Annotated in this window: 9 protein-coding genes; 5 read left to right on the top strand and 4 right to left on the bottom strand. The window is 46.2% G+C overall.

The window, feature by feature from the left end; translation table 11 throughout:
• The first annotated feature begins 204 nt into the window (after positions 1–204).
• A complete protein-coding gene (locus K5Q92_RS22690) occupies positions 205–2,031 on the top strand; it encodes a S8 family serine peptidase (RefSeq protein WP_220771109.1) in 1,827 nt (608 codons plus the stop codon).
• Positions 2,032–2,116: 85 nt separating this feature from the next.
• Here K5Q92_RS22690 and K5Q92_RS22685 read toward each other — a convergent pair whose 3' ends face one another.
• The 3 genes from K5Q92_RS22685 to K5Q92_RS22675 all read right to left on the bottom strand — a co-directional run bounded on the left by K5Q92_RS22685 (position 2,117) and on the right by K5Q92_RS22675 (position 6,546).
• Entirely contained in the window at positions 2,117–2,755 is a 639-nt protein-coding gene (locus tag K5Q92_RS22685) for a DUF2913 family protein (RefSeq protein WP_220771108.1), read from the bottom strand.
• A 193-nt stretch (positions 2,756–2,948) separates the two neighbouring features.
• A complete protein-coding gene (locus K5Q92_RS22680; RefSeq protein ID WP_220771107.1) occupies positions 2,949–4,247 on the bottom strand; it encodes a DEAD/DEAH box helicase in 1,299 nt (432 codons plus the stop codon).
• Between the two features lie 511 nt (positions 4,248–4,758).
• Positions 4,759–6,546: an aminopeptidase P family protein gene (locus K5Q92_RS22675; RefSeq protein WP_220771106.1), complete on the bottom strand. Its 1,788-nt coding sequence runs from the start codon at positions 6,544–6,546 to the stop codon at positions 4,759–4,761.
• A 255-nt stretch (positions 6,547–6,801) separates the two neighbouring features.
• Between K5Q92_RS22675 and K5Q92_RS22670 the strand changes: the two genes are divergently transcribed.
• Both K5Q92_RS22670 and K5Q92_RS22665 read left to right on the top strand, forming a co-directional pair.
• Positions 6,802–7,989 carry an MFS transporter gene (locus K5Q92_RS22670; RefSeq protein WP_220771105.1) on the top strand — a complete coding sequence of 396 codons (1,188 nt, stop codon included), beginning with the start codon at positions 6,802–6,804 and terminating at the stop codon, positions 7,987–7,989.
• A 163-nt stretch (positions 7,990–8,152) separates the two neighbouring features.
• Positions 8,153–8,923, top strand: a complete 771-nt coding sequence (locus K5Q92_RS22665; RefSeq protein ID WP_220771104.1) for an ROK family protein — start codon at positions 8,153–8,155, stop codon at positions 8,921–8,923.
• A 69-nt stretch (positions 8,924–8,992) separates the two neighbouring features.
• Here K5Q92_RS22665 and K5Q92_RS22660 read toward each other — a convergent pair whose 3' ends face one another.
• Positions 8,993–9,793 carry a phytochelatin synthase family protein gene (locus K5Q92_RS22660; protein ID WP_220771103.1) on the bottom strand — a complete coding sequence of 267 codons (801 nt, stop codon included), beginning with the start codon at positions 9,791–9,793 and terminating at the stop codon, positions 8,993–8,995.
• Positions 9,794–10,130: 337 nt separating this feature from the next.
• Here K5Q92_RS22660 and K5Q92_RS22655 point away from each other — a divergent pair, with 337 nt between their 5' ends.
• Positions 10,131–11,348, top strand: a complete 1,218-nt coding sequence (locus tag K5Q92_RS22655; protein ID WP_220771102.1) for a Xaa-Pro peptidase family protein — start codon at positions 10,131–10,133, stop codon at positions 11,346–11,348.
• A 79-nt stretch (positions 11,349–11,427) separates the two neighbouring features.
• Positions 11,428–11,574: a hypothetical protein gene (locus K5Q92_RS22650; RefSeq protein WP_220771101.1), complete on the top strand. Its 147-nt coding sequence runs from the start codon at positions 11,428–11,430 to the stop codon at positions 11,572–11,574.
• Positions 11,575–11,722: the final 148 nt, after the last annotated feature.

Below are 11,722 nucleotides of genomic sequence, written 5' to 3'. Positions count from 1 at the left end.
ATACTTTTGAACGATTATTCAACTAAAATGTAAGTGAGTATGATTACACTTGTTAATAATTTGTTATTACATTAGGGCTGTGCTAGGTTGATTTTCGTGTTCCGGTTTTTTTAACCAATAAACCACTAAAAATAAGTTTAAAAAACTAATAATAAATTGGGCTTGGGTTTACGGCCTAATATCATGATTTTGGAGCGAATAAATATGAGATTAACAAAAGTAGCTACGGCTCTCGTCGCCTTGTCTCTCGGTGTTTCAGCAAGCGCTGCGGCTAGCGAAAGGTATGTTATTCAGGTCGATAATGATAAGAAAGGTGTGATTAAGGCACTTGCTAAGAAGGTTGGCGGGGAACTGAACTTAGATGGTAACGGCTTTATCGCGGCGACTTTTTCAGGAAAGGACCTATCTCAAGTTAAAGGTTTACTCAATAATCCACATGTTAAGTTAGTGGAGGTGGATCAGCCTCGTTTTCTGATGTCGTTTAGCGATGATGCGGGTAATCCAATGACTCAGCAAGTCACGCCTTATGCGGTTTATCAATCAAACGTTAATGATATTGGGTTCAATGCCAGCGCAGGTATGAAGGTCTGTGTTATCGACTCAGGTTTAGATAGAAGCAATCAAGATTTTGCTTGGAACAATATTAGTGGTGATAACGACAGCGGCACAGGTAACTGGGACGAAAACGGTGGCCCACACGGTACACACGTAGCCGGTACGATTGGCGCTGCAGATAATAATGTCGGTGTTGTGGGTATGGCACCGGGCGTTGATATGCATATTATTAAAGTATTTAATGCCGATGGTTGGGGTTATTCATCTGATCTCGCTCATGCAGCAAACCTATGTAGCGATGCGGGCGCGAACATTATTAGTATGAGTTTAGGTGGTGGAGGTTCCAACTCTACCGAGTCTAATGCGTTTCAATCATTCAGTGATGCTGGTGGTTTAGTCCTCGCCGCTGCGGGTAACGATGGTAATAGTGTTCGCTCTTACCCAGCCGGTTACCCTTCGGTGATGATGGTTGGAGCCAATGATGCAAATGACGCCATTGCCGACTTCTCACAATTCCCAAGCTGTACAACGGGCCGCGGCAAGAAGCAGCGCACCGATACCAGTATCTGTGTCGAGATCGCGGCAGGCGGTGTCGATACCCTATCTACTTATCCAGCGGGTATGGCAACGGCCTCTAACATGAGCCTTGATGGTAACCCGTTAGCCAGTTCTGCAATGGAGAACTCTGGTTCTGTAAATGGCAGTACCTACTTTATGGGAACGGCGGAAACGACAGACTCAAATGCGAATGGTAAAGTCTGTGTTATTGACCGTGGTGTTATCTCATTCCATGACAAAGTACTGAATTGTGAAACATCTGGTGGTGTCGGTGCCATTATCGTCAACAATGAGCCAGGCATGCTTTACGGTACATTAGGTGATACAAATGCTACGTCGATTCCGGCCGTTGGTGCGGCATTTGAAGACAGAGCATCGATCGTTGCTGCAAGTACTGCTGAGCTTTCAATTGGCACATCTGATTACGGCTTTATGAGCGGAACATCGATGGCGACCCCTGCTGTATCGGGGATCGCTGCACGTGTTTGGTCGAACCATAACCAGTGTACAGGTGAAGAGATCCGTGCGGCGCTAAATGCGAGCGCAAGAGACTCGGGGGCTAACGGCCACGACGTGTACTTCGGTCACGGTATTGTTGATGCACAGGCTGCCGATGCATACCTAACGGCAAATGGTTGTTCAGGTGGTGACGGTGGCGGTGATCCTGGTACGGGTGATGATCTGACCGTAACGACGAATCACTATAAACAAAGAGGCGTTAAGATTGTTGAGCTGAGCTTTAGTGGCGCAGCAGGTAGCAGTGTAGATGTTTACCGTGATGGTACTCAAATCGGTACCGCTTCAAGTTCTGCGACCTATACCGATACCATTACCACTAAAGGTGGTGGGACCTATACTTACAAGGCCTGTGATGCAGGAACAACAACTTGTAGTGCAGAGACAAGCGTGACTTTCTAAGTTTTTCTGCATAATAAGAAGGCCTGCTTGATGCAGGCCTTTTTTATGTTTACACAATGCTGAGCATACACTTTGTCAAGGGAGCTTAAAGCGCTTGCAGTATCGTGAGTGCTGGCTGCAAATTCTTTGGCCAAACTTGATAGGCTTTATGATGTTTAATCAAAGAACTCTTCTTATTTCCAGGGCTTAGCAATAAGTTGTGGCGGTAAGCTATTTCGGCGAACTTGGTTTCATCGGCACGAACATAAAGCGTGATTGGTTTGATAATTTCATCACCATCAATGCGCTGGCTAAATTGCTCTTCTGAAATAACTAGGCTACTACAGCCATCGCTATCAAGCTTAAGTTTCTTGGTAACTTCTTCATCGGTGATGACAATCCAATCTTGGCTTTCAAGCTCTGCTAGCATTGATTTTAGAGACTGGCCTAGACCCGTTTGCTTGTCGCTGATATAGCTATATTGTGCTTGGATCTTCTCGAGCAAAGTCTTAAGTTCTGCTCCCGCACCCATGCTGCGGCCTTGACGTACCCACAAAGTTAAGTCATCGGCAACTAACTTTGAAAAGGTGCGCTGCTTTAATGCGGTTACCATCCAGCTGCAAAGAAAATGACTCTCAGCTGCCGGTGTTCTTACGCTACTACTCTTAGCGCTTGCTTCTGAAAGTGCCTTAAGTCCGGCATTAGCGAACTCTAAAACAGCTTGGTTATAGGTGATATCTGACATTGTTTCTCCGCCGTGTTGGCGTGATAAAAGGTGACGGCATGAGGATTATACCTAATGGCCATACAAGTACGAAATTAACTTTTTACTCAACACGCCAAACAAAATGTTTGCCTGTTAAATCATCGTTGTGATTAAAAAAGGCACCGAAAGGTGCCTGTTTTGTTTATAAAATAATTTGGTGTCCGTACAGCGATTATTTTATCTTCTTGATTTTAGCTGTCGATGAGTTTTTCACTTTTACACGGCGTCCTTGCATGTTTTTCTCTGCAATCACTTGGGCACCTGCGTTATCGACACGCTGCTGTTTCTTGGCGAAACTGCGGCGCTTTTGCAGTTGCTTGATCAATAGATCGCGGCTGCCAACTTCGTAACCTGGAATGCTAATACGGCGCAACTGCTGACCGATTAACTTTTCGATATCAGCAAGAGTGCGCTCTTCCTCACGACTCACAAATGAGATCGCCACGCCTGACTTACCCGCACGACCAGTACGGCCAATACGGTGAACATAATCTTCAGCAAGGAAAGGTAGATCGTAGTTAACTACGTACTCTAAGCCTTGAATATCCAGACCACGGGCAGCAACTTCGGTCGCCACGAGTACGCGCATTTTGCCCTCTTTAAACTCACGAAGAGCACGGCGACGGCTACCTTGGGCTTTTTCACCGTGAACAACGGCTGTTGGAATACCATCAAGGTTTAGTTCTTTTTCAAGCTTGTCTGCAGCATCGCGGGTTGCGGTAAAGACAAGTACCTGTCGCCAGTTTTTCTTGCCGATAAGCTCTGACAGTAGCTCACGCTTACGGCGCTGCTCTACAGGGTAAACCACTTGGCTTACCGTTATCGCAGTGGTGTTTTGCTTGTCGGCAGCAATCACATTTGGCTTAACCATCATCTCGTTAGCAAGTTGCTTCACTGCCGATGAGAAGGTGGCCGAAAACAGTAAGTTTTGGCGCTTCTTGTTTACAGCCTGCAGAATTTTTTGAATATCGGCACTAAAGCCCATATCTAACATGCGGTCTGCTTCATCGAGTACTAGAGACTCAACGTTTGACAGGCTTAGGTTACAGGCAACAATGTGCTCGAGTAGACGGCCTGGCGTTGCGATAATGATATCTGCACCGCGCTTTAATTTGACTGCTTGAGTATCTGTTTTTACGCCACCGAAAACAGTCACGACTTTGACGTCTAGGTATTTGGCATAATCATTGATGTTGTCTGCAATTTGCATTGCCAGCTCACGAGTCGGTGTCAAGATCAATGCGCGTGCATTTGAGCGGCCCGTAGTACTTGGGTTATCTAACATCTTTTGCAAGATAGGCAGAGCGAAGGCGGCGGTTTTACCCGTCCCAGTTTGTGCACTGGCAAGTACGTCTTGACCGCGACGAACGGCTGGGATCGCTTGCTGCTGAATTGGTGTCATTTTTTCATAACCACATTCAGAGATTGCGCGCAAAATCTCAGGAGCAAAACTAAAAGATTCAAATCTCATGATTGAGTAGTCCTATGTTCAACAATTCAATTGCTAACGGCAGAGCTAGCATTCTATCTATACCATTAAAATGGCGGTCGCGGAGTATAGCAAACTTTTATACCAATCAGTATAAGAAACTGTTCTACTCAGAGCGTTTTTGGCAAACTAATTCAAGGCGAATAGATGATGGAATGGTGGATCCCTTGTGAAGCTATTCAACGCTGAAGTAGGCCGCCCAAAACGCTCCTGAAAGGCGAGTTTTAGTGCTTATTATGCTGCGTTAACAAGCTTAAACCTAGTTTAACTATGCTCTTCACTCGTTGCAAACCACATGGATGTGGTGAATGTCATTAAAGCAGGAGCACTTTATGACCTTGCCTCACAAGCGCTAAATTCTCGCTGAGCGAAAAGATCTTTATACTGATTGTATTAGGTTAAAGCCTGCAATTTTTCAATGGCTATTTAGGGGCTGGGGCAATAAAAAAGCAGCGCCTTGGCGCTGCTGTTATTAAAGTGGTTTATGGCAAAGTTAAATTGCCGTCGTCACTTTATTTAACCAGTCTAAATCATCACCCTGCATAAATGGCGATAGTTTTTCTCTAACTTGCTGATGATATTGGTTAAACCAGCTAACTTCTGCATCAGTTAAGTAATTTTTATCGAGCAAGCGAGCGTCCATGGGAATAAAGGTTAACGCCTCAAACTCCAGCATTTCTCGTTCGCTGTTAGCTAAGGCTTCACAAGGGCGGACGGCGATTAGGTTTTCTAATCTAATGCCAAACTCATCGGCGCGGTAGTAGCCTGGCTCGTTTGATAACACCATGCCTTCGAGCAGCGCCACATTTGAGCGCCCCTTAGCGATACCTTGTGGGCCTTCATGGACACTCAGGTAATGACCGACGCCGTGACCCGTGCCGTGATCAAAGTCGAAGCCGTGTTGCCACAGGTACTGGCGAGCAAATGAGTCTAGCTGCATGCCGCTTGTGCCTTTAGGGAACTTGGCTTGGTCGATTGCGATATGTCCCTTTAGTACTAAGGTCACCATCTTTCTCTGCTCATCGGTAACATCCCCAATGGCTATGGTACGAGTGACATCTGTGGTGCCATCCAAATATTGTGCGCCAGAGTCAACAAGGTAGATGCTGTTCATCTGCATTTGCGCTGGCGTACCATTGTTATGGTTATAGTGACACATGGCTGCATTGCCGCCGGTCGCAGAAATCGTATCGAAACTTGGCTCTTGATACATAGGATCGCTTAAGCGGAAGCTTTCCAGCTTTTCGGCAAGCTGGGCTTCATCATAGAGACGGTTCGCGTTTACTTCGCGGTCTAGCCAGGCAAGGAAGCGGCTAACTGCAACGCCGTCACGAATATGGCAGGCTTTCATGCCAGCCAGTTCCGCTTCATTTTTTTGTGCCTTAGGCAAGGCTACCGGATCGCTACCCGCAATAAGTTGTGCACCAGCCTCTTGAGCGGTCAGTTGTAGCCAAGCGTTGCAGCTATCAGGGCTGGCTAACACTTTACAGCCGCTTAAGCTGAGCAGTTCAGCGGCCAGTTCAGATTCGGCTTTAAAGCTGACGCCTTCACCGACGTGATCGATAACGTTTTCAGGTAACTTGTTGAGATCGGTGAAGAGCAACATATCGCCATTGGCGTGCAGTAGGGCTGTACCTAGTACCACTGGTAAGCAAGGAATGTCTTTGCCGCGAATATTGAGTAGCCAACAGAACGAATCGAGTGCCGAGATAATGGCAATGTCCGCGCCCTGTTTCTTGATCTCTGAGCCTATGGTTTTACGCTTCTCTAGGCTGCTTCGCCCTGCGCTTTGCTCGCTAAATAGCATGACAGGGGTAGATGTTGGCATGGGTCTGTTGTGCCAATTCAGATCAATCGGGTTTTGCGCAACCTGTACCAGCTCAATTTGCGCCTTGGCCAATTCGCCATGGGTTTGATTAAACCAGGCCAATGTGTGTAGGCGCGCATCGAAACCGACTTTTGCATTTGCGCCTAGCTGCTCAATTAACCATTGAGCTTGCGGCGTGTCGTGTAGACTTAAGTAATCAAATAGCGCGGCATCCACTTGCTGACGCACCTGTACCGTATAACGGCCATCGACAAAAATCGCTGCACTGTCCTTGAGGACGATAATCATGCCTGCCGAACCGGTAAAACCGCTGGCCCATAGCATGCGTTCATTATGCTCTGGTACGTATTCGCCTAAGTATTCGTCGGCTCTAGGAATAATAAAAGCATCCAGATTGGATTTGGCCATTTCTGTGCGAATGGCGCCGAGGCGTGCTGCAATTGTATTTGACATTCAAACTCCGTTATCAGCCTTCGAGTCCGGTTAATCTGTGGGCTTGAGGCTGTTTATTTTTGTACGAATTTAGCGCGGAGGTTATCACAAAGAGCATTTGCTGGGGAGGTTCACAACATATTTTAATCTCGCGCCTTTATTGCAAGTGTTAACCAAAGTGGACAAATTGTTTATAAAATTGAGTTTGCATGCCAGTATAGCCCGAGTGAGATATTTGATAGTAAGGGCTAAAGCGGTGAACAGGAGCATAGGTTTATGCCATTTAATGTTTGGCTATTAACACTGGCGCAGGCGTTTGCCATGAGTGCCACCCCTATGATGATGTTACTCGGTGGTTTAATTGGCGCCGATATCGCGCCATCTCCAGAAATGGCAACGCTCCCCATTGCTTTTATGGTGATAGGTCTCGCGCTGTCAGTACTGCCTGTATCGAGAATGATGCAGCGCTTTGGCCGTAAACCAGTATTTGTTGGCGGTGCATTACTTGGTGCTTGCTCAGGACTAGTTGCAGCGTTTGCGACATCACAGCAAAGCTTTGCTCTATTTTGTCTTAGTGCTGTGATGCTTGGCGCTGCGGGAGCTGTGGTGCAGCAGTACCGTTTCGCGGCAATGGAGTCAGTCGCAGAGCCGATGATTGCTAAGGCTGCATCACGAGTGTTACTTGGTGGTCTTGCCGCGGCAGTTATTGGACCTGAGCTGGCTGTTTTAGGGGCCAAGCTCTGGCCACAGGCCTATGTCGGAGCATTTTTCTGTCTCACCTTGGTGAGTCTTATTGCCGCTGTGATCTTGTGTTTTTATCGAGAGAGTGTGTTTGAAAAAGGCTGTAGCGCCCAACGGGTTCAGGATAAGGCGCGCCCATTATCCCAGATTTTAACTCAGTCACAGCTGTGGGTAGCGGTTGCGGGCGCGACCTTAGGTTACGCGATGATGAGCTTTGTGATGACGGCTACGCCTTTACATATGCATCATGTTGAGCATCACTCTCTGGCTGACACTAAGTGGGTGATACAGAGCCATATTATTGCCATGTACTTGCCCTCCCTATTTAGTGGAGTATTGGTGGCGCGTTTGGGGGTATCTAAAATGATGCTGCTAGGACTATTGGCTTATTTTGTTACCATCATTAGCGCAATCATTGGACGCGATCTACTTAACTACTGGACAGCCTTAGTTCTGCTCGGCATAGGTTGGAATTTCTTATTTGTTGCCGGTACCTCCCTACTACCTCGATGTTATGACAAGAGTGAGCGCTATAAGGTGCAATCCTTTAACGATAGCTTTGTGTTTGGTGCTCAAGCGATGGCATCACTCAGTGCAGGCTGGGTGATCCATCAGCTAGGCTGGAACATGTTGCTAATCAGTTGTCTTCCCTTGATTGGGGCACAATTACTGCTTATCTCCTGGTGGAAGTGGAGTAGGAGTAAGCAGGCATCGAGTCTTTAATCTCATATTTGCCATTTGTCTTTTTTTGGGATGGCGATAAGCCTCAAGTGAACAAAATTAAAGTCTTTGCAGCAACTTTATACCTAAGTCTTTATTATGTATAATTTTGTTGGATATGGCGGAGGTTGTTGAATCGGATATTTCTGCATTAATGGAGTAGTAAATGCAAACATTGACAATAGATATTAGTGGTTCCAAAGCCTTATTTGAGATAGATATTCAAGGTCGAATTGAGCAGTATAAAATAGCGCTGGCTGATAGTTTCAATCTCGCGAGTTTGAACTCGCTGATAGCGGAACTGGAACAGGACTATGGTCTGAATGGTTATGCTCTTGGGATAGCCGTCCCAGGTTTGGTACAGGCGCAGGAGTTGGTTTCATGTCAGTCTTTGCCCAGACTTAAGGGACTAAGTGCTGCTAAGTTAATCACTAAGGCTAGTCGGACCCTCATTGTCAATGACTGCGACGCAGGAATGCAGGCTTTAGTTGATCCTAAACAAGTGTGTGAGTTGCTAGTAATGTGCGATGTGGGGATCGGCTTATCGATCGCCATCAACGGCGTACCTTTTACGGGCGCATCTGGCATGGCTGGCGAACTAGGGCACAGTCGTTTATTGACAGAGTTTGGTGAGTTTAGCTTAGAGCAAGTCGCGAGTGGGGCAGCGATTAAACGTCGTAATTGGACCCGCAATGAAGATATTGCACGAGCGGGCAGCTATATCGGTGCGAGCCTTGCGTGGGTGGTAAACCTCTTTAATCCATCTCGGATCTATCTTGCCGGTAGTTTGATGGATAACCCTCACTACTATCAAGCTTGCTTGGCTTCGATTAAGGAAATGGCACTGGCGATCCCTGTGGCACAGGTGAAGGTTAACCGTGTCGATGATCGTGAAACGATCGTCTGTCGCGGCCTTAAGGTGATGCTAGCGAAGTAAGCCTTAATATGGTGATGCAGCGACAGCCTAGCCGTCGCTGTTTTCACCTTATCTTAATACTGTTTAGCTTTAGCTTGGCTCTTCTACTATGACAAAGCCTCTATTTTTGTTTACATCCATCGTTGCCATCGCCTTTAACAGCGCCTGACTATTTACCCATACCCAGTTCTGATAAGTATTGGAGACATCCATTACCAAAAAGGAATCTGAATCATGGTGATAAGCCACTATAGGGGAGAAGTGCCCAGCTCCTTTCTGTTTTAAACTGGCCCTAGCGTAATTTGCAATAATATAGACTCGTTGCTGTTGCAGCGCAGAGATTAGATGCTGCTTCACCCTTGAGATATACTCAGTATTTGCCAGCTGTTTAGTATCGACATGGGTTTTACTTGTTTTAAAGTTCAAAGATTGGGCTAATGCTGCTAGCTCTTCTAACTGCATACCTAACTGACCAGTAAACTGTGTCGCCTTAGGCATACCCAGCAACTGTGACTTTGTCAGCGTACTGCTGGCTAAAATACTCGCCTGACTGTAGCGGTGAAACAATGGACTGACTCCCTTAGGAAAGTATGCACTCTCTTGCTTGCTGATTAGGCGACCATCTTGGGGGATCTTTGTGTTGTCGGCGTCAACCCTGAGTGCATTGGCTATAATCGTCATTGAGGCTACCCCGCAAAAGACTTTATTCTCTTGGCCCTCAAAGTGTGGCGCTAGCTTGAAAAAGTCCTGTTTGGACTCTGCTAACATCAGTCGACTTTTGCCCTCTTGGCTCGACCATTCAATGACTTGAGCTGTTGCGGTTTGCCATAGGCATATCAATACGCAGCTTAGATAAATGGTGGCTAAACTTACGCGTCTTTTTATCTGCATCTTGTTTCTCTGTATTACGATAAGTGAAGTACATCATGCTGCGTCACTGCTTTCTAAGCATCACTAGTAATCTTAGTTGTGCTAGTGAAAACTGATTTTGTATGACGAGCGTAGCGATAAATTAATCGTGAACCAAAGAGGGGTGAAAACAGCCATCCACGTTAAACTCAATTTTTAGGTAATTGATCGACAATTATTTGCACTTTAACTCATTTATTACTGACGCTTTGTATATTTTATGCTAGAAAGTGGGCATCATAATTGAGTTAAACCATAGAGCCTTGATTAAGGTTTGATTGTGTTTAAGTATAAATAATTAAAAGTTAAGGGTAGGTATATGACCTTAGGTGTTGGCGGTTCTACCGCAGAGCAGGAATTAGCAAAACTAACCGATATGACTCAAGGCGTTGAGCCTATTAGTCGTGAAGAGTATCAAGCTCGAATCGCTAAGGCGCAAGGGATCATGAAGGAGCAGGGCATTGCCGCTATTTATTTAAATGCTGGCACGAACCTGTACTACTACACGGGAACGCGTTGGTACGCGAGTGAACGTATGGTTGGGGCGATTCTACCTGCTCAGGGCGATGTTGAATATATCGCGCCTGCGTTTGAGGTCGATACTCTGAATGGCTTTATGGTTATCGAAGGTAAGGTAAATACTTGGCAGGAAGATGAAAGTCCTTTTGCCTTGTTTGGTAACGTACTGGCTAACATGGGTATCGAAAGTGGTGATATTGGTATCGATGAGTCTGCGGCCTTCTTTATTTTTGATGGCGTGCGTCAAGCTCATCCTCAGTATAACTATATTAATGCTAAACCGGTCACAGCTGGTTGCCGTATGATTAAGTCGGCAGTTGAACTGAGCCTGTTACAACGCGCTAAAGATATGACGTTAGAGGTGCATAAAGCTGTCGCGCGTATCCTACATGAAGGCATTACCACTAGCGAAGTGGAAGCCTTTATCAATGCCGCCCATATTAAAGTCGGTATTCCTGCAGGATCATACTTCTGTATCGTGCTATTTGGTGAAGACAGCGCCTATCCCCACGGAGTTAAATCCCCCAAAGCATTGGAGCTGAATGATACCGTATTGATCGACACCGGTTGTCAGCTACATGGCTATAACTCAGATATCACCCGTACTTATGTATATGGTGAGCCTAGCCAGCGTCAGCGTGAGTTGTGGCAGCTAGAGCAAGACGCACAAATCGCAGGTTTTGAAGCGGCGCAACTCGGTGCAACTTGTGCCAGCGTTGACCGTGCAGCCCGTGATGTACTCGAAGCGGCAGGTTTTGGTCCTGGTTATGATGTGCCAGGACTTCCGCACCGCACTGGTCATGGCGTGGGACTCGATATCCATGAATGGCCATACCTAGTGCTGAACGATCATACTCCACTTGAAGCGGGTATGTGTTTCAGTAATGAACCAATGTTATGTGTACCAGGCGAGTTTGGTGTGCGTCATGAAGACCACTTCTATATGAGTGAAGACGGTCCAGTGTGGTTCACTAAGCCTGCGCACTCAATTGACGACCCGTTTGGTTACGAAGCGTAACTTGTTTTATTAAATTGCGAAGCTTGACTATCAAAGAGTCATAAGAGATGCCTCGTTATAAGTAACGAGGCATTTATTTTTGTGTAGTAAGGCATGCATCCTAGGCGAGTTTGGTGTGCGTCATGAAGACCATCTCTTGATACAAGCGTATATGAGTGAAGACGGTCCAGTGTGGTTCACTAAGCCTGCGCACTCAATTGACGACCCGTTTGGTTACGAAGCGTAACTTGTTTTAACTAACTAAATTTGTCCCGTCCTGAAATAGGTTGACGGTTTTTACTAGACCAGTAGCTTCTGCTGCTGGTCTTTTTTATGCACTTGATTAGGTGTTTTCATACCCAAGCTTAAGTGCGGCCTCAGCTCATTGTATATAA

It is taken from the genome of Shewanella sp. MBTL60-007, assembly GCF_019654915.1.
In the GTDB taxonomy this organism is placed as follows: Bacteria; Pseudomonadota; Gammaproteobacteria; order Enterobacterales; family Shewanellaceae; genus Shewanella.
The sequence above is the reverse complement of the archived record's forward strand: the minus strand, read 5'-3'. Positions and strand labels throughout refer to the sequence as shown.

What these genes read in the sequence shown, in the direction of transcription:
- K5Q92_RS22690 (WP_220771109.1), top strand. Translation starts at nt 205, where the DNA reads ATGAGATTAACAAAAGTAGCTACGGCTCTCGTCGCCTTGTCTCTCGGT.
- K5Q92_RS22685 (WP_220771108.1), bottom strand. Translation starts at nt 2,755, where the DNA reads ATGTCAGATATCACCTATAACCAAGCTGTTTTAGAGTTCGCTAATGCC.
- K5Q92_RS22680 (WP_220771107.1), bottom strand. Translation starts at nt 4,247, where the DNA reads ATGAGATTTGAATCTTTTAGTTTTGCTCCTGAGATTTTGCGCGCAATC.
- K5Q92_RS22675 (WP_220771106.1), bottom strand. Translation starts at nt 6,546, where the DNA reads ATGTCAAATACAATTGCAGCACGCCTCGGCGCCATTCGCACAGAAATG.
- K5Q92_RS22670 (WP_220771105.1), top strand. Translation starts at nt 6,802, where the DNA reads ATGCCATTTAATGTTTGGCTATTAACACTGGCGCAGGCGTTTGCCATG.
- K5Q92_RS22665 (WP_220771104.1), top strand. Translation starts at nt 8,153, where the DNA reads ATGCAAACATTGACAATAGATATTAGTGGTTCCAAAGCCTTATTTGAG.
- K5Q92_RS22660 (WP_220771103.1), bottom strand. Translation starts at nt 9,793, where the DNA reads ATGCAGATAAAAAGACGCGTAAGTTTAGCCACCATTTATCTAAGCTGC.
- K5Q92_RS22655 (WP_220771102.1), top strand. Translation starts at nt 10,131, where the DNA reads ATGACCTTAGGTGTTGGCGGTTCTACCGCAGAGCAGGAATTAGCAAAA.